Here is a 22,451-nt window from a genome sequence, read left to right as displayed (position 1 = left end):
AATGACGATTTTCCCTCGCCTTTCATGCTGAAACGCGCACCCGTTATTCAGGAGCCACGCCGTATGGGTCAACTGTTACGCCGCCTCGCCGCCTTTCTCGGCCTGATCTCGCCCAAACGATACGCTTATCCGGCGCTGGACATCACTCTGCCGGGCGATCGTCGGCTGCATCTGGTGGGCAGCATCCATATGGGCACCGTCGATATGTCGCCGCTGCCGGCGCGGCTGGCCGCCCGGCTGCAGCAGGCCGACGCGCTGATCGTCGAGGCCGATATCACCGGCGCCGCCTCCCCTTTTGACCACGCAGAACAGCAGCCGGCGCTGGAACAGCGCCTGTCCGCCGAAGAATATCAACGGCTGCTGACGCTTTGCCACGAGCTGGGCGCCGATCCGCACGCCTTCGCCACCCTGCCCGGCTGGCAGGTGGCGCTGATGATGCAGGCGCGCCAGGCTCAGCGTCTGGGGCTACGGGCAGAGTACGGCGTGGACTATCAGCTGCTGCAGGCCGCCCGCGCGCATGACAAACCGGTGATCGAGCTGGAAGGGGCACAGCAGCAGTTGGCGATGCTGGAACAGCTGCCGGAAGGCGGCATCGCGCTGCTGCGCGATACGCTGGAGCACTGGCACACCAACGCGCGGCTGCTGCAAACCATGGTGAGCTGGTGGCTGGACGCCAAACCGCGCGGCACGCTGGACACCCTGCCCGCCACCTTCAGCGCCGGGCTGTACGATGTGCTGATGCATCAGCGCAATCGCGACTGGCGGCATCAGTTGGAGGCGCTGCCGGCGGGTGACTATGTGGTGGCGGTTGGCGCATTGCACCTGTACGGCGAGGATAACCTGCCGGCGATGCTGCAGCCACAGGGCTAAAAAAGAGGCCAATATCGCTATTGGCCAGTCAAAGAGGAATTTCTTGTATTGTAGTTATACGCATAGCAACCGTGTTAACGGTTACAACAAACAGGGTAGCAACCCGGTGAATATCTTGGCAACCCGCTTTATGTAACAGCCGCTCAGGTTGCCGGGCGGGTTGGATTTTTGTATTTTTAAGGCTGGTTATCACCCCTTCCCCGTTAGGGACATTTTGGACAATACATTATGACGCCCGCAGTCGTTCTGCTCGAGAAACAAAAGGTCGCCTTCACCCTTCATCCGTATCACCACGACAGCGACGAAACCAACTTCGGCGACGAAGCGGTGAGAAAGCTGGGGCTGGATGCCGATCGGGTTTACAAAACGCTGCTGGTGGCGCTGAACGGCGACGCCAAACATCTGGCGGTGGCGGTCACGCCGGTCGCCACCCAGTTGGATCTGAAAAAGGTCGCCCGCGCGCTCGGCGCCAAAAAGGCCGAGATGGCCGATCCGCAGCTGGCCCAGCGCGTCACCGGGTATCTGGTGGGCGGCATCAGCCCGCTGGGGCAGAAAAAACGGCTGCCGACAGTGATCGACAGCCCGGCGCAAGCGTTCGCCACCATCTACGTTTCCGGCGGCAAACGCGGGCTGGACATCGAACTGGCCGCCGCCGATCTGTGCCGCCTGCTGGCCGGCAGCTTCGCCGACATCGCCAAGCGCGACTGACGCCGCCTTCTCAGCGGCACACCACCGAGGCGTCACAGGCCGCCAGCGTCTCGACCAGGCGATCCTCCAGCGCTTTCACCTCTGCGCCGGGCACCAGGTAGTTGTTGCTGATGATGGCGAACGCCAGCGGCCGCCCGGTCGCCGAGTCGACATAGCCGCTGAGCGACGATACCCCGGTCATGGAACCGCTCTTGGCGTGGGCGCGGCCGGCAGCCGCGCTTTTCACCATGCGGTTACGCAGCGTGCCGCCCACCAGCAACCCCGGCTCGCCCGCGACGGGCAAGGCCCGATACCAGTCGGCGAACCACGGCTGTTTTCTGGCCGCCAGCAGTAGCGTCGTCAGCTGTTGCGGCGTGATCTGGTTCATGCGCGACAGCCCTGAACCGTCCACCTGACGGTACGCGTCAGCCGCGATGCCCTGGCTTTGCACAAATCCGTTTATCGCCTGAAGGCCGGCGGCCCAATCCCCTTTGCCCTGCGTCTTGCGGCCCATCGCCTTGGTCAATATCTCGCCGTAGCCGTTATTGGACACTTTCAGGAAAGTGACGACCAGGCGGGAGAGCGGCGGCGAAGTTTTTTGCGCCAGCAGCCGGGCGCCGGCCGGTGTCACGCCCTCTTCAGCGTTGCCGCGCAGGGTGATGCCGTGCGCGCGCAGAGCATGTTGCAATAAAGCGCCGACGACGAGGGCCGGTTGATCGACGGTAATCAATCGCGAGCTGGCCTCCGCCTGCGCGGCGACGGTGCCGCTGACCACGATTCGGTTGCTGCCCGGCTGGCGATCGAACGTCAGTGCGGTGTCGCCGCCGGTGGTGGTGCGGTTGACCAGCGTCACCGCGTCATTGGCGGGATAGAAACTCACCCGCCCTGGCGCACCGGCGCGGGCGCCCGGCTGCACGTCCACCCGCACCACGTTGATATCGCCGCCGGGGGTAAAGGCGTAGTTCAGCGCCGAGATCGGCGCGGCGAAGGCGAAGGGTTCGTCGTCCCAGCTCCATCCGGCGCCGAATGGCGTTTGATCGAACGCGCTGGCGTCCAGCAACAACCGCCCCTGTATATGACGGATGCCGCGCTGCGCCAGCGTGGCGGCAAAGATGTCGAGATCGTCCGGATGCAGCGTCGGATCGCCGCTGCCCTGCAGATAGAGATCCCCCCGCAAAGTATCGCCGCGCTGCTCGCCGGTGGTCAGCAGCCGGGTTTCAAACCGGTAATCCGCCCCCAGCACGCCGAACGCCGCCAGAGACGTGAACATCTTCATGTTGGAAGCCGGCGCCAAACGCTGCTGCGCGTGCGCCTGATACAGCACGGTGCCGCTCTCGGCGTCGCGCACCATCACGCCGCTCGACGCCCCAATCAGCGCCTTGTCCTGACCGAGGGCCGTCAGCGCCTGGCTAAGCGTTTGCTCATGACGTTGGCCGGATGACGAACACCCCGCCAGCGCCAGAATGGCGGGCAGCAGCCAGCCTGCGGTTTTCAACATGTCATCTTCCTGCTTGCGTTATCAAAACCAAATTGCCGCTCAGGCTATCATTAGAAGGCGGCGACGTCCTGTTTTCCATTCGCTGAACAAAGATTTTTGCCTGTTGATATTATAAAACAAACAATAATAAGAATTGCTAAACAATCCAGGCAATAAAGTTTGAATATGAACTATATTATGTGAAACAACCTTTAATATAATGTTAATGTTTTTAATGTGTCGTGTTGACAATATACAAAGCCAAAGCTATCGTTACTCCCCATTAAAACCCACAACCTATTATTAATAACAATTTACTTATATGAATTTTAAAATGTGATCTCACTCACTGACTTCCATAGGGAATAACACGCCATGTCTGCAAAAACAGGGCCCGATGGTCATCATGTTATTTTTGATGGCGCGGGCATCGGTGACTTTTGTCCTGAAACGTCGCTGCTTGAAAACTTTGAAAGATTAAATATCGACATCCCCAACCTATGCCGAAAGGGGAGGTGCGGCTGTTGCAAATTACTTCTAATCAGCGGAAATATACGCCATGAAAAACAGAGTGCCTTATGCGAAGAGGAGTTAGAAGAGAATATTATTCTAGCCTGCTGTGCCTATTCACAATCGGATATTGAAATAGAACTCTATTAATAAGGATTAACCGATGAGCCTCATTGAAACCACGTTGAAAAAATGGGATCGCGCCGCGATTGTCCGCTCCCGTCCTCGTCGCCTTCTCAACGAACAGGACAGCCAATCAACCCTTTTCTTCCCCTTGGAACGTCTGCCGCTGTGCCTCCATCCGCGCGTTGCCGCGCTCGGTGAACAAGCATTGCGCTATATTCAGGTGCAAACCCTCTACCACTACCTGAATGGCATCGCCAACATCGAGTTGGATATCATCAATGATTCCAGTTACAAGCTCTACAAAAACGCGGTCGGCGTAGACTTTCCGCTTGAAATGCGCTTAGACGCGCTGACCGTGGTCGTGGATGAGTCCTATCATGCCCTGGTGGCGCTGGATCTGATCAATCAGGTAGAGCAGATGACGTCCATTGCGCCGCTGCCGATGCCAAAAGACACCGAGGCTTCCTATGCCCTGGCGCAATCGTTGGCAATGGGGGACGAACGGCTGCGCGAACTGCTGCGACTGGTGTGCGTGTCTCTGTCGGAGCAGGCGCTGACGACCGATCTTATCGATGTGATCAACAACGAAGATATTTTCCCGACCTTCTATCTGGTGATGAAAGATCACGTTGCGGATGAAGGCCGCCATGCCCGCTTCTCACAGCAGGTGCTAAGCCATATCTGGCGCCACAGCGACGCGGCGACCAAGCAAGCGTTGCAACAACCGATTTTGGCTTTCCTGGAAGGCTACGCAACCGACGCTATCGCCAAAGATTTCAGCGCCTGCATGTTGCGCCAACTCGGTCTGGCCGAAGCGGAAATTATCGACATCATCGCAGATACTTATCCAGCAACGCATGTTAAACCGTGGGAAACCAATAATATCGTCACGGAACAAATGCTGGTGGCACTGAATAAATCAGGCATTCTGGCCGATTTGCCTATCGCCGATGCGCTGCATGCAAAAATCTAATTAACCGGCATAAAAATTCAGCACCCTTTGATATTCCGCAAGGGAAATCATTATTCTCAGGAAGCAAAAATGGAATTACTTCATATTGGCTATTTCGGCGACAGTGCCTGCGGTAAATTATTAACAGACGAAATACAGGAATACGGCCATCAGGTTAGTTTTATTAGTCTCGAACGCCGTCCAATCGAAAAATTCGATCTTATTATCACCACTGAAAATAACGCTGAAACAATACGACGCCTGCAACAGCAGGGAAAAAATCTGCTGACGATCGTAACCAATAAAAAAAATATTAGCGACATTGATACCCTGCAAAACCAAGAACACTTTTCTCTGTACTTTAGCTCCGCCGGCCAAACCGCTTATCTGTGCGACGCGCTGTCCGATATGGCCGCAGGCGCCCAACTTCCCCTGCTGCAGGAAAAGCTTGTCGACATTGTGGTCGAGCTTTCGCGTGGCGGCTTACCGCACGCACAAGACACTCCCTACCGTTTGGCGCGTAAATACTATGCCGAATCACCGACGCGCATGCGCGAGTTGACCGCATTGCTGATGGAACGCCTTGGCGATCAGATGCAGGGGCGTTGCGGCAGCGATCTCTGCCATCTCACCTGGCAACCCGGCGCCGACTTCCATACGCTGCCGGTGGCGGACATCACGTCCCCCGCACAGCTGCAACATTTCTTCTTTAATGAAACCGGCGCGCTCAAACAGGGGCGCTATGCCCAGCCACGAGCGATGGTCGACGTAGCGGCTTGCGGTGACGGCACTCAGCTTACCCTGTATGGCGACGACATGCGTTTCAACGCGTTCACCGACTATCTTGACGCGCTATTGGCAGATCCGGCCGATCCCGTCGCCGCGCCCATTGTTACTCAACCTCAAACGTTACATCGCCTGAGCCAATTCAACGCAACCGACGATGCCAAGCTGCTGGCACACGACGTCATCGCTTTGTTCCGCCACGCCGCCGCCGCTCATCCGCAACAGGCCGCGCTGCATGCCGATGGCCAGATATACAGCTATGGCGAGATCGATCGCGCCTCGGATCAGTTTGCCTGTTGGCTGCTTGAACACAGCGGGGCCGCCAGCTCGGTCGTCGCCGTCTCGATGGACAAGTCAGCGACGCTGCTGATCGTGCTGTTAGGGATACTGAAAAGCAATAAAACCTATGTACTGCTCGATCCGCAGGCGCCAGCGGCGCGCAATCAAAGCATTCTTGACGACGTGCAGCCTGCGCTGATTTTGGCCGACTCGCCGTTGCACTCCGGCGACGCGCCGTGCATTGCGCCATCAAGCATTGACTACCGTTCGCTGAACATTCATGCGGAGCAACTCCCTCAATCGCGAGACGCACTGGCCTACGTCTGCTATACCTCCGGGACGACCGGCAAGCCCAAAGGCGTCATGATAGGGCGTGAGGGCCTGAGCAACGTGGCGCAAAACCACCGCGATTTCATTGGCCTGGCGCAAGGCAGCCGCGTGCTGGCCATCGCCTCGCTGGGTTTCGACGCCTTCGGCTGGGACGTCTATGGCGCGTTGGTCAGCGGTGCGACGCTTTATCTGGCACCCTCGGAACTGCATACCGATGTCGGCGCGCTGCACGATTATCTGACTCGACACGATATCGGCCATATCACTATTACACCGGCAATTCTGGAATTGTTGCCCCGCGAGATGTGGCCGGGACTGCGGACGATGATCGTCATGGGAGACGCACCGCCAGCGGACGTCGTCACCTGGTGGGCCGAGCGCACCCGATTGTGCAACGGTTACGGGCCGACCGAGGCTTCCATTGCCACTTCGCTGTGCGAGTATCGTCCAGGCGTTCCCTGGAACTGCATTGGCAAACCGCTGAAAAACTACCGTTGTCACATCCTTGATCCCCACCATAATCCACTGCCGGTCGGTTTTGAGGGCGAACTGTGCATCGCCGGCAGCGGCCTGGCGCACGGTTACCTGCATCAAGAGGCGCTGAGCGCAGAGAAGTTCATTACCTGTCGGCTACCGTATATGGCGGCCGAAGAGCGCCTTTATCAAACCGGCGACATCACCAAATGGGACGAACAGGGCAACATTATTTTCGTCGGCCGCCGTGATCTCCAGGTGAAGATACGCGGTGTACGCATCGAAATGGGTGAAGTGGAAAGCGCCGTCCGCAGTCACCCCCTGGTTGACAGCGCCTGCGTGGTGGCTCGCAGCCAGCCCTCGGGCAAAATTCTCGCCGCCTTCGTACAACCCGCTTCGCCTGAGCTGACGATCGACGCGCTGCGTCACGCGTTGGTCACACAGCTCCACCCCGCCGCGATCCCCAGCGTCTTTATTTTCTTGCCGGCGCTGCCGCTGACCATCAATGGCAAGATCGCCCGTCAACAGTTGGAAAACTGGCCGCTGGATGAACGAAATGAACGCCTGACGCCGCCGGAAACAGAAACTGAGGCCATTCTCGAGCGCATCGTGGCCAACGCCATCGGCTGTCCGCAAGCCGACGTCACACAGGAGTTCATCAACCTGGGCGCACACTCGCTGACCATGAGCAAAATCGTCGCGCTCGTCGCACGCGATCTTTGCTGCCACCTGAGCATCGCCGATCTGTTCCGCCATAATACGGTACGCAAACTGGCCGAATATATCGAGAATAAGGCCGTTGCCGCGGAGCGCGCCATCGCTATCTGCGACGAACGCCGCGCGCCGCTTAGCCCTCAGCAGAACCTGCTCTGGTACCTGAGCGCATTGAATCCTGACGACTGCAGTTACAACCTGCCGCTGGCGATAGACATCCAGGGCTCGCTCGATCTGGCGCGCTTTGAACAGGCGATCAATTTTATCTATGAAAAACATGAAAGCCTGCGCACTCGCTTCGCCGAAACCGACGGTGTCGCCTATCAGTTGGCAGAACCGCATACCCCGATTCGCCTTGCCGACCACTGGGTGGAAGGCCAAACGCTGTCGGCAGAAAAGTGGGTGCGCCAACTGTGTGCCACGCCTTTCGACATCACCGCTCGGCCGCCTCTGACGCTTCGGCTGGTACAGTATCATCAGCAGCACCATGTTTTGATTTGGGTAAAACACAACATAATTACCGACGCCTGGAGCGAACAGCTGATCCTTAACGATCTGTGGCAGCGCTATAACGAGCTCGACGATCACAATGGGTTTGACGCGCCGCAACCGCAGATCCAAACCATAGACATCGTCAACAGCGGCATCGCGCCACCTGCGCCGGCGGATGTCGCTTACTGGCAACAGCAACTGCAAGGCTGCCGCGAACTGGACTTCCCGCTGGATAAACCACGCCCGCTAATGCCGACGCACGCCGGAGAACGCATCCATTATCAGCTGCAGCCTGACGTGGCCGGTCTGCTGGCGTCACGGGGCAAAGCGCTGGGCGCCACGCCTTTCGCCTTGCTCTGCGCGGCATTAAGTTTACTGCTCAGCCGTTATACCCAGCAGCAGGATATCGTCATCGGCACCGCCATCGCAGCGCGGGACAACCTGGATCAGGCGCAGGTCAGCGGCTTCCATGTCAATACCGTACCGCTGCGTATCCAACTGAGCGAACAGGACACCCTGGCCGAGCTGATCGGTAACATGATGGAAACCTGCATCGGCGCCTATCAGCATCAGCAGCTCTCGTTCGACCGGATCTTGCACCAGATCGAATACGAGCGGATGTCGAACAAAAATCCGTTATTCCAAATCATGGCGATCCTGCAGAACGCCGGCGACGTATGCCAACAAAACCTGCACGATTGCACGCTGCATCGCTTGCCGCTTTCGTCCGGCTTCTCGATGTTCGATATGACCTGGAACTTTAGTGTGGAACAGGACGCCGTCGCCATCGAACTCGATTACGCCAGCGAACTGTTTTATCCCGCCAGCATGCAGATGCTGTTGGACAACTATCAGCAAACGCTGCGGCAACTGCTCACCCTGCCGGCCAACACGGCGCAGCGAGCCCTCAACCCGCTATGCGAACGGGAGCAACATTGGCTGCAACAGTTGGCCGTCAGCTCGGACGCTGGTTCAGGTGACTCGCTGCTGGTGCAAATTGCTCGCTTGGCACAAACCCAGCCTGACAGCCTCGCCGTCAGCTGCGAACGGCAACAGTACAGCTACCGTCAGCTGTGGGCGCAGTCTGAGCGCATCGCGCATGCATTGCAGCGCATCGACAGCAAGCCTTTTTCGGTCGGCGTCATGATGGAGAAAAGTTGCCACGTCGCCGTACTCCTGCTCGGCGTGCTGAGAGCCGGCAAACACTACGTGCCGATTGACGTACACTACCCGGCCGACCGCGTGAGCTACATGATCGAGAACGCGCAAGCCCGGTTGCTGGTGACCGATGGTGAGCCAGAGCAACGTTGGGCCAGTCCCGCCGTCGGTTTCGACTCGCTGGTTTCTCAACCTGCAGCGGCCGACACATTGCCGATCCCAGCCGACGATACGCTGGCCTACATCATGTACACCTCAGGCTCAACCGGTAACCCCAAAGGCGTGATGATCACCCACGGCAACCTGAACAATTTCACCCACGACTTCGTCGGGCGGCTGGCGCTGAGCGCGAGCGATAAGGTGCTCAGCCTGACCAGCATCAGTTTCGATATTTTTGGGTTGGAACTGTTCTGCTCGCTGGCCGGCGGCGCGCACGTCACGCTGTGTCCACGCGAAACCGCCATGGATCCGGTCAAGTTGTATCACTTTATCGAGCGACAGCAGCCCAGCGTGATTCAAGCGACACCTACCGTCTGGAGCACCATCGTCCACCATCTGCCGGCGGCGGGTCAGCGCCCCCTGACCGTGCTGTGCGGCGGCGAGAAGATGCCGGCGGCCTTGTTGACGCAATTGCGACGCATCGCGACACGGGTGCTGCAGGTGTATGGCCCGACGGAAACCACCATCTGGTCGACCTGCGCCGATCTGACTCACGAAGGCGCGAGCGACTGTATCGGCACGCCGATACAGTCAACTGACGTTCTGGTCATGGATCAGGCCGGCAACCCGATGCCAAGCGGCGCATTTGGTGAGCTATGGCTGGGCGGCGCAGGGGTATCACCGGGGTATTGGCGCAACCCGACGCTGAGCGATAAGGTCTTTCTACGGCGCCAGGCGTTCGGCACCGAGCGCTATATGTACCGCACCGGCGACATTGTGCGGTTTAATCGTCAGGGGCAGCTGGAATACCTCGGCCGGAACGATCACCAGGTCAAAATTCGCGGCCACCGCATCGAATTGAGCGAAATCGATCTCAGTTTATCCTCTCTCGACAATATCGAGCGGTCGCTCAGCTTAATTGTCGGTGAAGGCCAGCAGGCCCGCATCGTCAGCTACCTGCAGTTAACGCCGGGAGAGGAGCTGAATGAAAAAGCGGTGCGCACGGCGCTGAAAGCTCGCTTGCCGAATATCATGATCCCGTCCGGTTTTGTGGTGCTGTCGGCCTTCCCGCTCACCAACAACAATAAAATCGACATTCGTCGGCTACCGGCGCCGGAAACCCACTACTCGGCTTCCGAAGCGGACTACACGCCTGCGGCCAACGAGGCGGAAAGCGCCATGCAGCATATCTGGCAACAAGTCTTGTCGCAGACGCAGATCAGCGTCTGCGACAGTTTCTTCAGCCTGGGTGGAAATTCACTGCAGATCCCGCAACTGCTGCACGCCATTCGTCAACAGATGGGCGTCTCGCTGACTATCCGCGAATTCATCATGCACAGCCAGATCCGCGAACTCACCGCGCTGGCCTTGAGCAAAACTGCCGGGGTCGCCGATGAAACGCATTGAGGTGTACCACCATGGACGTTGTCATCACCTTGACTACCGAGAGCCGCTGCGGCTCTCGGCCAGGCTGGACTTCGCCGATAACCCGATCAACCTTTATGGCGTGGCCCCCGCCGATTCGGCGCCGCTGAGTTACGGCGATACCGTCGCCAGCGTGCGTCATGGCGGGGTCTGCAACGCCGAGCGTATCAGCCTGGTGCCACACTGCCACGGCACGCACACCGAATGCATCGGCCATATTCTTCCTGAAACGCACAACGTGGCGGATTTGCCGCTTGAACCGTTCATCGCCGCCACCCTGATTCGCGTCAGGCCGCAACGCGCGGACGGGACCACGGAGAGCTATAACGCCAGCGCTGCCTCTGAAGATTGGCTGATTACCCGGGCGGCGCTCGATGACGCGCTGGCGCCGTTGTCGGGCGACTACCTGCAGGCTTTGGTGATAGCGGTCGAGACGCCGAGCGATTTCCGCGCCGCAGCCTGTGCGCCCTACTTCAGCCATCAAGCTCTGGCGCGCATCGTCGAACTCGGCGTCCAGCATCTGTTGGTGGATATTCCGTCGATCGACCGGCTATACGACGGCGGACGCATGGACAACCATCGCCATTTTTGGGGGCTTGATGCCCCCGACAGGCCGCACTCCGGGCGCAAATACGCCTCCGTGACCGAGCTGATTCAGGTTCCCGCGCACGCCGCGGCGGGACACTATTTTCTGACCATTCAACTGCCGGATCTGAGCGGGGATGCCCTTCCCAGTCGGCCCGTCCTATTTTCGTTTTCTACAGGGAAAGTGACATCATGAATTACGCCAGCTATCTGCAGCTAAACCAGCTGCTGTCACTGCAACAGCCAGCCTCGCCGTCTGCGGAACACCGCAATGAAAACTTGTTTATCATCACTCATCAAACCTACGAGCTCTGGTTCAAGCAGTTGATCGATGAGCTTCATCTGGCGATCGCGCTGATCGAAGAAGGAGATATACCGGCGGCGATCGAAACGATGACGCGCGTCAATGCCATTACCCAAACCGTGGTGAATCAGATCGCCGTGATTTGCACGCTGAAGTTTCATGAATTCCAGCGTTTTCGCAGCTATCTCGGCACCGCCAGCGGTTTCCAATCCTACCAGTTTGCCGGCATAGAAGCGCTGCTCGGCAAGGAAAACCCAAAGAAACTACAACAGTATCAAGGTGATGAAGAGGCACAGCGCCGATTGGCGGCTATCATCCAACCGGTTTCCCTATGGCAGGCGATACGCGGCCACCTGATGCGTCTCAATGACCAGCCCAATCAGGCGGCGCAAGGCTTCGACGACATCATCAGGCAATCGCTGACGCGTTCAGGCTGCGAGTCGCTGCTGCTCAACCAACTGCTTGATTTGGATTCACTGCTGCAAGAGTGGCGTTACCGCCATGTGAAACTGGTGGAGCGTACGATCGGGCAGCGGAAAGGTACCGGCGGTTCATCGGGTTCGGACTATCTTAAATCTACGCTGTTCACGCCGATCTTCGATGAATTGTGGAACGCCATCAACTGAGTGCATTCCCTTAACGCCAAGGAAGCTCAGGCTTCCTTGGCCCCCCTGAAAATACGGATTTTCGCCATGCATTGCACCCACTTCCCCAACGCCCCCCTCGGCCTGAAACCGCTGACGCCGGGACGCCAGGGCAGCCTGCGGCTGATCGCTTTTCCCCACGCCGGCGCCGGAGCCACTGCCTTTCAGCGATGGAGCCCCGCGTTGCATCAGGACATCGAACTCTATGCCGTGCAATACCCCGGTCGAGAGGAGCGGGCGCACGAAGCGCCGCTCTGCCAACCCCAATCGCTCATCAATCAACTGATACCGGCACTGCAGCCACTGCAGGATAAACCGCTGATTTTTTTCGGCCACAGTCTTGGCGGGCGGGTTGCGCTGGCGTTAGCGATGGCGCTGCCCCAACCGCCGCTGCAGTTGATCATTTCCGCCAGTTCATCGCCCTTTCTGGCGCGCCACAGCCAGTTGCTGAGGATGCCGCGTGCCGCTTTGTTGAACGCGCTTTGTGCCGGCGAGGGCCTGGATGAGTCTCTCATCGGCGACAGCGCGCTGGTCGATTACTATCTGCCGTTGATCCGTGCCGATCTGTTGCTGTCCAGCCAATTGCTTTTCCCTGCGCAACCGGGTTACCACGCCCCGCTGGCGATGTTCTATGGTGAAAACGACGAGTTGATCGATCGGCAGGATTTGCTCGACTGGCGCCGGATCGCGCAAGGCGATTTTCAGCAGCGCACTTTTGCCGGCGGACATATGTATATCACCACGCAGCGCGAGGCGGTGATAGCCGGCGTTCACCAGTTGCTGGCTGGCCGCCTGAGCGAACCGGCCAGCCGGTAACACTCAGGCGTTTTCACTCTCAGGCAACGCCAAACGGCGCTCGTTGTGCACCACCCGCCACGCCAACAGCAGCACGCACAGGCTGCAGAGCGACAGTACGGCGCCCAGGTGCTGCGACAGCCCGGCCAGCACCAAGCCACCGCCGAGCATCAGGTAATACATCAGGCCAAGGATCGCGCCGGCGGTGCCCATGCAGTCTTTATAATGCCGCAGCGCGCGCGCCAGAATATTGGGAATGGCGATGCCGTACGCCATCACCACCAGCATCATCGGCAGAACGAACCACAAGCTCCCTTCCAGCAGCAGTACCAGCAGGCCGCCGGCCAGTGACAAAACGCAGGCCAGCATCAGCAACGCGGGGAACAGCCAGTGTTTGCCGATCAAAAACTTGTTGATCGCCGCGCCGATACCGACCCCGGCCGCCAACACCAAACCGGTATAACCGAACCACTGCGCCGGCAGTTCCAACGCCGAGAAGTGGAATGGCGCCAGCTGGTAATAGCTGAACATGCAAATATTGAACAACGCCACCAGCAGCGCACTGAGCCAAATATCCCCGTCCTTGATCATCCGCCCCAGCGTGCCGAAAAATGAATGCTTCACCACCTGTTGCGGACGCGTCTCCGGCAGTTGCCAACCGGCATAGCCCAGCAACAGCGCCGCCAGCAGCGCCAAACCGCTAAACACCCCCTGATAGCCCCAGTAATGAGTCAACACTGCGCCGCTCAATACGCCAACCGCCGGGCTGATCGCCATGGCGATCCCCATCACCGAGAACACCCGCGCCAACTCATAACCGTCGAAGCGATCGCGAATCGCCGTTTGCGTCCCGACCGAACCGACCGCCGCGCCAAAGGCGGCCAGCACCCGCGCCGCCAGCAGCACGCTGAAGCTGCCGCTGAACAGTGCGACGATAGAAGCCAGCAGATAGAGCGTCAGCCCGGCCAAAATGGTGGGACGGCGTCCGATAACGTCGCACATCCGCCCCCAAACCACCACGCCCAGCGCAAAGGCGAAAAAGTAGCAAGAGAGCGTTTGCGCCGCCATTTCCGCACTTACCCGGAAACCGTGCGCAATGTGCGTCAATGCCGGGCTGTAGATGGTCTCCACCACCTGGGGAAACATCATCATCGACGTCGCCAATGTCAGAGTCAGCTTACGTTGCATAACAGATCCTGTAGCCAAGAATAAGCTGCACAAGGTAGCATCTGCTCCCCGGCGCCGATTACAATATAAAAGACAATAAATTTACAAAATCGGACATACTATGGCGTGGCTTCAGGCGCAGGACAGTTTTAATCCGGATACGCTCGACAACGGCGTGCTCGGGATCGCCGCCGAACTGGCGCAGCACGACTCTGGCACGCATTGGCATGACAGGGGCCAGTTGCTGTTCTGTCAGCAAGGCAGCATGCGTATCACGCTCAACCAAAGCATCTGTATGCTGCCGCCGGGCAGAGTTGCCTGGATCCCGCCGCAAGTGGCTCACCGCGTTCAGGTCAACGGCGTAGTCGGTTACCGTTCGCTTTATCTCGACGCCGATCGCTATGCCTGTCTGCCTGCGCAGCTTGCCGTACTGACAGCCTCGCCGCTGCTGCGCGAGGTGTTGGAACGCATCGCGTTCGCCGCATTCGACACCGACTGGCAGCATGGGCCTCACGCCAATATTCTGGCGGTCTGCCTGGACGAGTTCGCCGCCGCGCCGCGCGAACTGACGTTGCTGCCGCTGCCCAGCGACCGGCGCCTGCGCCATCTGGCCAATCTGGACATGCTTCCGCCGCTGCACGAGCTATCGCGCTACAGCGGCGCTTCCGAGAAAACCATCAGCCGGATTTTCCGCCGTGAAACCGGCCTCAGTTATCAACAGTGGCGTCAGCAATGGCGCCTGATCAAAGCAATAGAGATGCTGGCCGCAGGGCTGAGCCAATCCGACGTCGCCGGTCGGCTGGCGTTTTCCAGCGACAGCGCCTTCGCCACTTTTTTCAAGAATATGGTGGGCTGCCCGCCGAGGGCGTATATGGAGAGAAGAAAGTAAGAGGCCGTCTAAAACGGCAACGCCGACAGAATGCGTTGATGGGGAGGAAAAAAGCGACGGCGGGAACGGCGCCCCCGCGACAAGCGAGAAACGCCGTTCCGCTACGCCCTTATCGATAGACGATCTCGCCCTTCGGCTCGTAGGCCGCCGCATCCAGCGGTGAATGTTTCTCGATGTACTGCTTCAACACCTCGGCGTCGATAAAGCCGGTGTTGACGTAGCTCGGCAGCCCGTCCAGCTTCGGATAGCCGTCGCCGCCCAGCGCGTTGAAGTTCAGCGTCGCCATGCGGTAGGTTTTATCCGCCTGCAGCGGCTGGCCGTTGATCTTCACCTCGCTGACGCCCTTGCCGTCCGCCACCAGGCTGACGTTGGCGAACTGGGCGTAGGCGCCGGAATCCGGCTTCATGTTGGCCACCACCGCCAGGTACTGCTCAACCTCGCTGCCTTTCATATCGACATGCACCAGGGTGTTGCCGAACGGCTGTACCTTAAGCACGTTCTTATAGGTGATATCGCCGCTTTCAATCGAATCGCGCACCCCGCCGCCGCTCATCACCGCGAAGTCGGCATCGGCGCGCTCCCTCTGCGCCGCCAGCATCACCCGCGCCAGGTTGGTCTGCACGAAGCGCACCTTGCTGCGATCGCCCTCCAGCTTGCCGTTAACGCTGCCGATCTTCACGCCCAACTGCGCCTTGCCCTTCTCCTGGAACGGCGTCAGCAGTTTCATCATGGTCGGGTCTTCCGCGATCTGCTTGGTGTAGAACACCCGCTCGCTGGTGCCGTCCGCCTTCTCCACCTTCTTCTTCAGGTTTACCGGGATCAGCTGATAATGCACCAGTTTCAGCTCGCCGTTGCGGAATTCGAAGTCGGCGCGACCCACGTATTTGCCCCACTCGTGCGCCTGCACGATCCAGGTGCCGTTCTGGCGATCCGGCGAGCACGGCGTGCCCGGCACGTAATCTGCCTGTTTGCGGTTGTCGCCGGCCATGCACACCGGATCCTGCGAGTGGCCGCCGACAATCATGTCGAGATACCCGGCCGGCAGGCTGCGCGCCATTTCCACGTCGCCCGGCGCGTTCGAGCCGTGTTCGCCGTTGTCGTAGTGCCCCATATGGGTGGCGGCGATAATCACGTCCGGCTTCTCGTCCTTACGCAGTTGCTCCACCACCTGCTTCGCCTCCTGCGCCGGCACGCGGAACTCCATGTCGGTGAAGTACTCCGGGTTGCCTATCTTGGCGGTGTCGTCGGTCGTCAGGCCGATCACGGCAATCTTGATGCCCTGCTTGTCGAACAAGGCGTAAGGCTTGAACAGGCGCTGGCCGGTGCTTTTCTGATAGATATTGGCGGACAGCAGCGGGAAGGTCGCCCATTTTTCCTGCTGCCGCAGCACGCTCAGCGGGTTGTCGAATTCGTGGTTGCCGATCGCCATCGCGTCGTAACCCACCAGGTTCATGCCGCGGAAGTCCGGCTCGGCGTCCTGCAAATCCGATTCCGGCACGCCGGTGTTGATATCGCCGCCGGACAGCAACAGCAGGCTGCCGCCCTGCGCCGCCACTTCCTGACGAATGCCGTCCACCAACGTTTTCTGCGCGCCCAGGCCATATTCGCCATGATCGTTCTGCCAGAAGTGACCGTGATGGTCGTTGGTATGCAGAATGGTGATGGCGTAGGTCTTATCCTTTTCCCAGGCACTGGCGGCCCCCGACAGCAACGTCAGGGAAACGGCCAACGCACATGCGGTGGTTTTCAGCGAAAAACGCATGGCGGATCTCCGTGTATTAAATGGCTTTTATGATGAGGGCGAAATTGTAGCGCGAATCAATGACAGCTGATTTCAAATTTTTGCGATGTGAGTCTGATTATTTCAGATATGGTAAAAATTGCGCACCCTGCCTAAGATGTCTTCTCTGTGCTCAACAACTTATCAGGCTAATAATAATATGACCGACAGTAGCCAAAGCGCGATGCCGCCCGCCAAGGGCAGTGCGGTGAAAGGCACCGCCTTCTCCATCCTCGGCGCCATCAGCGTGTCTCACCTGCTCAACGATATGATCCAATCGCTGATCCTGGCGATTTACCCGATCCTGCAAGCCGATTTTCACCTCAGCTTCGTGCAGATCGGTATGATCACCCTGACCTATCAGCTGACGGCCTCGCTGCTGCAGCCGCTGATTGGTTATTACACCGATAAACACCCGCAGCCTTATTCGCTGCCGATCGGCATGGGCTTTACCCTGTCCGGCCTGCTGCTGCTGTCGGTGGCGAGCACCTTCCCGCTGGTGCTGCTGGCGGCGGCGCTGGTGGGCACCGGCTCATCGGTGTTCCACCCGGAATCCTCGCGCGTGGCGCGCATGGCCTCCGGCGGGCGGCACGGCCTGGCGCAGTCGCTGTTCCAGGTCGGCGGCAACTTCGGCAGCTCGCTAGGCCCGCTGCTGGCTGCGCTGATCATCGCGCCTTACGGCAAGGGTAACGTCGCCTGGTTCACGCTGGCGGCGCTGCTGGCGATCGTGGTGTTGCTGCAGGTCAGCAAGTGGTATCAACATCAGCACCGGACAACTAAAGGGCAGCCGAAAAGCCCATCAACGCTGAAACCGCTGCCAAAACGTACCGTAGTCTACTCGCTGGGCATCCTGCTGGTGCTGATTTTCTCTAAATATTTCTATCTGGCCAGCATCAGCAGCTATTACACCTTTTATCTGATACATAAATTCGGCGTTTCGGTGCAGAATGCGCAAATTCACCTGTTCGCCTTCCTGTTCGCGGTGGCGGCAGGCACCATTATCGGCGGGCCTCTCGGCGACAAGATAGGGCGAAAATACGTTATTTGGGGCTCTATTCTCGGCGCTGCGCCGTTTACCCTTGTTTTACCTTATGCATCGCTCTATTGGACCGGCATTTTAACGGTGATTATCGGGGTTATTCTCGCCTCGGCGTTCTCCGCCATTTTGGTCTACGCCCAGGAGCTGATCCCCGGCAAGGTGGGCATGGTTTCCGGCTTATTCTTCGGTTTTGCTTTCGGTATGGGCGGATTAGGCGCGGCAGTTCTTGGTTATGTCGCGGATTTGACCAGTATCGAACTGGTCTACCAAATCTGTGCTTTCCTGCCGCTGATCGGTATTATCACCGCACTACTGCCCAATATGGAGCATAAACCGCAATAACCCCGCGACTAGCCCGGATGAAATTACTTATTCTTCCGGGTTATCTTACGGATAAATCAATGTTATTTTCCCTATCTGGCACAAAACCCCCTCATTGCCGCGCCTTAAGTGAAATCCTCTGCCTTTTTACAAAAAAGGCCAAATTAGCCAAGCAAGCCGCGCACAAATGCAATAAACTAAATGTATCTTTTCGTAACTTTGTTGCGTTTCTCCCGTGCCGCGATGCATAGCCAGAAGGAGTATGGATGCATAATTCAACACCGCTCATTACCACCATCGTCGGAGGGTTAGTACTCGCCTTCCTCCTCGGCATGCTGGCGAACCGCCTGCGCATCTCCCCTCTGGTGGGGTATCTGGCCGCAGGCGTGCTCGCCGGCCCGTTCACCCCCGGTTTCGTCGCCGATACCTCATTGGCGCCGGAACTGGCGGAAATCGGCGTTATCCTGTTGATGTTCGGTGTTGGCCTGCACTTCTCTTTGAAAGACCTCCTCGCAGTAAAATCTATCGCCATTCCCGGCGCCGTAGCGCAAATAGCCGTCGCCACCCTGCTCGGCATGGGGCTGTCCAAGCTGCTCGGCTGGGATCTGATCTCCGGCCTGGTGTTCGGCCTGTGCCTCTCCACCGCCAGCACCGTGGTGCTGCTGCGCGCGCTGGAGGAGCGGCAGCTGATCGACAGCCAGCGCGGGCAAATCGCCATCGGCTGGCTGATCGTCGAAGATTTGGCGATGGTGCTGACGCTGGTATTGCTGCCGGCCTTCGGCAACATGCTGGGCAACGACAACGCCAGCAGCAGCCAGCTGCTGATGGAGCTGGCACTGACCATCGGTAAGGTCATCGCCTTTATCGCGCTGATGATCGTGGTCGGCCGCCGCCTGGTGCCGTGGATCCTGTCCAAAACCGCCAGCACCGGCTCGCGCGAGCTGTTCACCCTGGCGGTATTGGCGCTGGCGCTCGGCATCGCCTACGGCGCGGTGAAGCTGTTCGACGTCTCCTTCGCGCTGGGCGCTTTCTTCGCCGGCATGGTGCTGAACGAGTCCGAACTGAGCCACCGTGCGGCGCACGACACCCTGCCGCTGCGCGACGCATTCGCAGTGCTGTTCTTCGTCTCGGTCGGCATGCTGTTCGATCCGATGATCGTGATTAACGAACCGCTGGCGGTGCTGGCGACGCTGGCGATCATCGTGTTCGGCAAATCCGCCGCCGCGTTCCTGCTGGTGAAAATGTTCGGTCACTCCAAGCGCACCGCGCTGACCATTTCCGCCAGCCTGGCGCAAATCGGCGAGTTCGCCTTTATTCTGGCGGGCCTCGGCATTGCGCTCGGCATGATGTCGGAACACGGCCGCAATCTGGTGCTGGCCGGCGCCATTCTGTCCATCATGCTCAATCCGCTGTTGTTCACCCTGCTGGAACGCTATCTGGCCAAGACCGAAACCATCGAAGACCAAATCCTCGAAGAGGCGGTGGAAGAAGAGAAGCAAATCCCGGTGGATATGTGCAATCACGCGCTGGTGGTCGGCTATGGCCGCGTCGGCAGCCTGCTGGGCGGCAAACTGGCCGAAGCGGGCATCCCGCTGGTGGTGATCGAGAACTCCCGCCCGCGGGTGGAAGCGCTGCGCGAACAGGGCATCAAGACGGTGCTGGGCAATGCCGCCAATCCGGAAGTGATGGATCTGGCGCGGCTCGACTGCGCGCGCTGGCTGCTGCTGACCATCCCCAACGGCTATGAGGCCGGCGAGATCGTCGCCTCGGCGCGCGCCAAGCGGCCGAATATCGAGATCATCGCCCGCGCCCACTACGACGACGAGGTGGCCTACATCACCGATCGCGGCGCCAACCAGGTAGTGATGGGCGAACGGGAGATCGCCAACAGCATGCTGAACATCCTGCAGCTGGACACCCTGAGCGAAGAAGAAAAAATGGGCGGCTGCCCTATCTGAAGCGCCACGCGCGCAAAAAAAGGTCCGGCATGCCGGACCTTTTCTTTTTCAGCGGGTTAACGCTCCCAGTAAGACTCTTCCAGGCTGTCTTCCCGCTCCGGCAGGCCGCGAGTGAGGCGCGGCGAATGCTGGTTCAACACCTGGTAGCTGACGCGGTTGGCGTATTTGCACACCTGCGCCAGGGAGGAGTAAGTCAGGTAGCTGCGCACGTGCTTGCTGGAGTTCGGCACGTTGTGGCGGTGATAGCCGTTGGCGGCGATATCGTGCAGCAACGCCGACAGCGCGCCGTCGCCGGCGCCGTTGGTGTTCATGATCTTCTCCGGCCCGCCCATATACGGCGCGATGTGCGAATAAACGCGCAGCGGATTTTCACAGTGTTCGCGGCGCATGGCGCGGCTGAATTCGTAGCGGTTGAACTCGGCGATATGCCCCGGCAGCAGCGGGTGCTGGGTCTGGCGCTTGTTGGCCTCTTCGGTGTAGCCCGCCATATATAGGCCGTTCGGCCCGGCGGTGCACAGCACCAGATCCACCCACTCCAGCGCCATGTCCGAGGCGGTCAGCGGATCGCTCAGCCCGGTCAGCTCCAGCGCTTCGTCTTCGTTCATCGCCAGAATCGTCACGTTTTCCTTCAGGAAGTCGCGCCACCACTGCGGGTTGTCGGCGATCACGTACTTGGTGCCCAGCGTCAACACCACCGGTACGTCGTGCTTTTTGGCGTATTCGATCGCCTGCAGGGTGGCGGCCTTCATCGGCTCCCCTTCCTTGCAGCGCACCAGATAAGAGCTCAGCACCAGCGCCGACGCGCCGGCGATCACCTCTTCAGGAATGCTTTCCGGGCGCAGCTGGTTCATTTGGCCCGGGTTGATGGCGAAGGTACGCTCGCCGCTTTCGCCAATCAGCGTGAAACAGCGGCCGATGGCGCCGTCTACGCCCTGCAGATAGTTGAGATCGGTACGGCTGGAGGTATTGCACAGGTAACGGTAGGCGTAGCTGCCGATTTTCACGTTGCTGCACATCACGCCGAGCAGCACCGAGCGATCGTCCGCCAGCACCGAATAGTTGTGCATGGTATTGCCGATGGTGCCGCCGGCGAACTGATGGGTAACCAGGTTGTTTTCATTCAGTTCCTGATACAGCGCCTCGGCGACGTCGTCTTCGATCACCAGAGAGTGGCCCAGGCTCAGGCCGTAGCGCTGGACAAAAGCGTCGTCCACCTTCGCCTCGATATCCACCAGCGTCTGGTCGATGCCGACGATATACGAGGTGCTGATTTCACTTTCGGGCTGGGCCTGCTGCAGAAGCGGATCGCGGGCGCTCACCGGGAAATAGTGTTTGGACTTGCGTTTACCAGGAAATTTCATGTGATTGGCGGTGGTGGCGGTTTAACAAGCGGAGAATGTTAACACATTCCCGCCCGATCACGATGATTCTAATATACAGATTATTGATGATTAGAGGCGCTGCGCCACCAACTGCTGCATCATATCGATATGCGCCGGCTCGTCGTTCAACGCAGAGATATACTCAAACTTCTCGCCGCCGGCCTCGAGGAAGATCTCGCGGTTCTGCTCCTTGATCTCTTCCAGCGTTTCCAGGCAGTCCGCCGAGAAACCCGGGCAAATCAGCTGAATGTGCTTCACGCCCTGCGCCGGCAGCCCCTTCAGGGTCTCATCGGTGTACGGCGTCAGCCACGGCTCGCGGCCGAAGCGCGATTGGTACGTCATCATCACTCGCTCCGGCGCCAGCGGCAGCGTGGCGCTCAGCGCTCGCAGCGTATCCTCGCAGCGCTGCGGGTAGTCGTCGCCCAGGCGCGCATAGCGTTTGGGGATGCCGTGGAACGACAGCACCAACCGATCCGGCTGGCCATGCTCGGCGAACGAGCGCTCCACGCTTTGCTGCAGCGCGGCGATGTAGGCCGGGTGTTCGGCGTAATCGCGGATGAAGGCCACAGAAGGCAAGCGGCGATAGCCTTTCAGCACCCGCGCTACGCCATCCCATACCGCCGCGCTGGTGGAACAGGAATATTGCGGATAGAGCGGCAGCACCACCAGGTTGGTCACGCCCTGCGCCAGCAGCTTGTCGATGGCTTCCGCCAGGCTCGGCGAGCCGTAGCTCATGCCCAGCTCCACCGGCGTATTCGGCATGCGCGCCGCCAGCGCCCGCTGTTGGCGGCGGCTGTACACCAGCAGCGGTGAGCCTTCTTCCATCCACACCGACTGATAGAGCTTCGCCACGCGCGGCGAACGGATCGGCAAGATCGCGCCGTTGAGGATCGGCCACCAGATCAGCGGCGCCGTGTCGACCACGCGATCGTCACTGAGGAATTCCTTCAGATAGCGTTTGACCGCCGACGAGGTCGGCGCATCTGGCGTGCCCAGGTTCACCAGCAATACGCCGTGTTTCTCTTGCTTCATCTCAGTTCCCCTCATTTCCTTTCCGGCCGGCATTCCGTTCTGGGTCGGGATGTCAGCAGCCATTAATGCCGGCTATTGTAACGGAAAAGTCGTGCATCGAAACCGATAACAGCAAC

The 22,451-nt window shown here is 59.2% G+C and carries 16 protein-coding genes; 11 read left to right on the top strand and 5 right to left on the bottom strand.

Going from position 1 to position 22,451, the window contains the following annotated elements; genetic code table 11:
• The first annotated feature begins 63 nt into the window (after window positions 1-63).
• On the top strand, window positions 64-870 hold the full coding sequence (locus ACJ8HH_RS01225; protein WP_043146751.1) for a TraB/GumN family protein: 807 nt from the start codon (window positions 64-66) through the stop codon (window positions 868-870).
• A gap of 228 nt (window positions 871-1,098) precedes the next feature.
• Window positions 1,099-1,578: a Cys-tRNA(Pro)/Cys-tRNA(Cys) deacylase YbaK gene (gene ybaK / locus ACJ8HH_RS01220; protein ID WP_004940240.1), complete on the top strand. Its 480-nt coding sequence runs from the start codon at window positions 1,099-1,101 to the stop codon at window positions 1,576-1,578.
• A gap of 10 nt (window positions 1,579-1,588) precedes the next feature.
• Here the strand turns inward: ybaK and dacB are convergent, their stop codons facing one another.
• Entirely contained in the window at window positions 1,589-3,055 is a 1,467-nt protein-coding gene (gene dacB / locus ACJ8HH_RS01215; RefSeq protein ID WP_060451901.1) for a D-alanyl-D-alanine carboxypeptidase/D-alanyl-D-alanine endopeptidase, read from the bottom strand.
• A 354-nt stretch (window positions 3,056-3,409) separates the two neighbouring features.
• On the opposite strand from dacB, the gene ACJ8HH_RS01210 reads away from it, so the two are divergent.
• From ACJ8HH_RS01210 to ACJ8HH_RS01185, 6 genes are all read left to right on the top strand, one after another.
• Window positions 3,410-3,694, top strand: coding sequence for a 2Fe-2S iron-sulfur cluster-binding protein (locus ACJ8HH_RS01210; RefSeq protein ID WP_071883774.1), 285 nt, complete (start codon window positions 3,410-3,412; stop codon window positions 3,692-3,694).
• Window positions 3,695-3,707: 13 nt separating this feature from the next.
• Window positions 3,708-4,643: a diiron oxygenase gene (locus ACJ8HH_RS01205; RefSeq protein WP_033647255.1), complete on the top strand. Its 936-nt coding sequence runs from the start codon at window positions 3,708-3,710 to the stop codon at window positions 4,641-4,643.
• Window positions 4,644-4,712: 69 nt separating this feature from the next.
• Window positions 4,713-10,421 (top strand): amino acid adenylation domain-containing protein, encoded by a 5,709-nt coding sequence (locus tag ACJ8HH_RS01200; protein WP_442520209.1) that lies wholly within the window; start codon window positions 4,713-4,715, stop codon window positions 10,419-10,421.
• Window positions 10,408-11,220: a cyclase family protein gene (locus ACJ8HH_RS01195; RefSeq protein ID WP_060426606.1), complete on the top strand. Its 813-nt coding sequence runs from the start codon at window positions 10,408-10,410 to the stop codon at window positions 11,218-11,220. The genes ACJ8HH_RS01200 and ACJ8HH_RS01195 overlap by 14 nt, the downstream gene beginning before the upstream one ends.
• On the top strand, window positions 11,217-11,954 hold the full coding sequence (locus ACJ8HH_RS01190; protein WP_033647260.1) for a tryptophan 2,3-dioxygenase family protein: 738 nt from the start codon (window positions 11,217-11,219) through the stop codon (window positions 11,952-11,954). The genes ACJ8HH_RS01195 and ACJ8HH_RS01190 overlap by 4 nt, the downstream gene beginning before the upstream one ends.
• A 36-nt stretch (window positions 11,955-11,990) precedes the next feature.
• Window positions 11,991-12,788: a thioesterase II family protein gene (locus ACJ8HH_RS01185; protein WP_130042481.1), complete on the top strand. Its 798-nt coding sequence runs from the start codon at window positions 11,991-11,993 to the stop codon at window positions 12,786-12,788.
• A 3-nt stretch (window positions 12,789-12,791) separates the two neighbouring features.
• Here the strand turns inward: ACJ8HH_RS01185 and ACJ8HH_RS01180 are convergent, their stop codons facing one another.
• Window positions 12,792-13,955: a multidrug effflux MFS transporter gene (locus tag ACJ8HH_RS01180; protein ID WP_060429638.1), complete on the bottom strand. Its 1,164-nt coding sequence runs from the start codon at window positions 13,953-13,955 to the stop codon at window positions 12,792-12,794.
• Between the two features lie 100 nt (window positions 13,956-14,055).
• Here ACJ8HH_RS01180 and ACJ8HH_RS01175 point away from each other — a divergent pair, with 100 nt between their 5' ends.
• Window positions 14,056-14,823 (top strand): AraC family transcriptional regulator, encoded by a 768-nt coding sequence (locus ACJ8HH_RS01175; protein WP_060451903.1) that lies wholly within the window; start codon window positions 14,056-14,058, stop codon window positions 14,821-14,823.
• 109 nt (window positions 14,824-14,932) lie between these two features.
• On the opposite strand, the gene ushA is transcribed toward ACJ8HH_RS01175, so the two are convergent.
• A complete protein-coding gene (ushA, locus tag ACJ8HH_RS01170; RefSeq protein ID WP_060451904.1) occupies window positions 14,933-16,585 on the bottom strand; it encodes a bifunctional UDP-sugar hydrolase/5'-nucleotidase UshA in 1,653 nt (550 codons plus the stop codon).
• Between the two features lie 178 nt (window positions 16,586-16,763).
• Between ushA and ACJ8HH_RS01165 the strand changes: the two genes are divergently transcribed.
• On the top strand, window positions 16,764-17,984 hold the full coding sequence (locus ACJ8HH_RS01165; protein WP_060451905.1) for an MFS transporter: 1,221 nt from the start codon (window positions 16,764-16,766) through the stop codon (window positions 17,982-17,984).
• 245 nt (window positions 17,985-18,229) lie between these two features.
• Window positions 18,230-19,921, top strand: coding sequence for a YbaL family putative K(+) efflux transporter (gene ybaL / locus ACJ8HH_RS01160; RefSeq protein WP_033637356.1), 1,692 nt, complete (start codon window positions 18,230-18,232; stop codon window positions 19,919-19,921).
• 56 nt (window positions 19,922-19,977) lie between these two features.
• On the opposite strand, the gene ACJ8HH_RS01155 is transcribed toward ybaL, so the two are convergent.
• Both ACJ8HH_RS01155 and hemH read right to left on the bottom strand, forming a co-directional pair.
• Window positions 19,978-21,282 (bottom strand): inosine/guanosine kinase, encoded by a 1,305-nt coding sequence (locus tag ACJ8HH_RS01155; RefSeq protein ID WP_033647265.1) that lies wholly within the window; start codon window positions 21,280-21,282, stop codon window positions 19,978-19,980.
• Between the two features lie 90 nt (window positions 21,283-21,372).
• Window positions 21,373-22,335: a ferrochelatase gene (gene hemH / locus ACJ8HH_RS01150; RefSeq protein ID WP_033637355.1), complete on the bottom strand. Its 963-nt coding sequence runs from the start codon at window positions 22,333-22,335 to the stop codon at window positions 21,373-21,375.
• Window positions 22,336-22,451 lie beyond the last annotated feature (116 nt).

The sequence above is a fragment of the Serratia sp. CY32780 genome (assembly GCF_052169135.1).
In the GTDB taxonomy this organism is placed as follows: domain Bacteria; phylum Pseudomonadota; class Gammaproteobacteria; order Enterobacterales; family Enterobacteriaceae; genus Serratia; species Serratia sarumanii.
Note: the sequence above shows the minus strand (reverse complement) of the source record. Positions and strands in the feature narration are given on the sequence as shown.

Excerpts from the sequence above, each read along its gene's own strand:
- ACJ8HH_RS01195 (WP_060426606.1), top strand. The coding sequence starts at position 10,408 with ATGAAACGCATTGAGGTGTACCACCATGGACGTTGTCATCACCTTGAC.
- dacB (WP_060451901.1), bottom strand. The coding sequence starts at position 3,055 with ATGTTGAAAACCGCAGGCTGGCTGCTGCCCGCCATTCTGGCGCTGGCG.
- ACJ8HH_RS01200 (WP_442520209.1), top strand. The coding sequence starts at position 4,713 with ATGGAATTACTTCATATTGGCTATTTCGGCGACAGTGCCTGCGGTAAA.
- hemH (WP_033637355.1), bottom strand. The coding sequence starts at position 22,335 with ATGAAGCAAGAGAAACACGGCGTATTGCTGGTGAACCTGGGCACGCCA.
- ACJ8HH_RS01165 (WP_060451905.1), top strand. The coding sequence starts at position 16,764 with ATGACCGACAGTAGCCAAAGCGCGATGCCGCCCGCCAAGGGCAGTGCG.
- ACJ8HH_RS01205 (WP_033647255.1), top strand. The coding sequence starts at position 3,708 with ATGAGCCTCATTGAAACCACGTTGAAAAAATGGGATCGCGCCGCGATT.
- ACJ8HH_RS01225 (WP_043146751.1), top strand. The coding sequence starts at position 64 with ATGGGTCAACTGTTACGCCGCCTCGCCGCCTTTCTCGGCCTGATCTCG.
- ybaL (WP_033637356.1), top strand. The coding sequence starts at position 18,230 with ATGCATAATTCAACACCGCTCATTACCACCATCGTCGGAGGGTTAGTA.
- ybaK (WP_004940240.1), top strand. The coding sequence starts at position 1,099 with ATGACGCCCGCAGTCGTTCTGCTCGAGAAACAAAAGGTCGCCTTCACC.
- ACJ8HH_RS01175 (WP_060451903.1), top strand. The coding sequence starts at position 14,056 with ATGGCGTGGCTTCAGGCGCAGGACAGTTTTAATCCGGATACGCTCGAC.
- ACJ8HH_RS01155 (WP_033647265.1), bottom strand. The coding sequence starts at position 21,282 with ATGAAATTTCCTGGTAAACGCAAGTCCAAACACTATTTCCCGGTGAGC.
- ACJ8HH_RS01190 (WP_033647260.1), top strand. The coding sequence starts at position 11,217 with ATGAATTACGCCAGCTATCTGCAGCTAAACCAGCTGCTGTCACTGCAA.
- ACJ8HH_RS01210 (WP_071883774.1), top strand. The coding sequence starts at position 3,410 with ATGTCTGCAAAAACAGGGCCCGATGGTCATCATGTTATTTTTGATGGC.
- ACJ8HH_RS01180 (WP_060429638.1), bottom strand. The coding sequence starts at position 13,955 with ATGCAACGTAAGCTGACTCTGACATTGGCGACGTCGATGATGATGTTT.
- ushA (WP_060451904.1), bottom strand. The coding sequence starts at position 16,585 with ATGCGTTTTTCGCTGAAAACCACCGCATGTGCGTTGGCCGTTTCCCTG.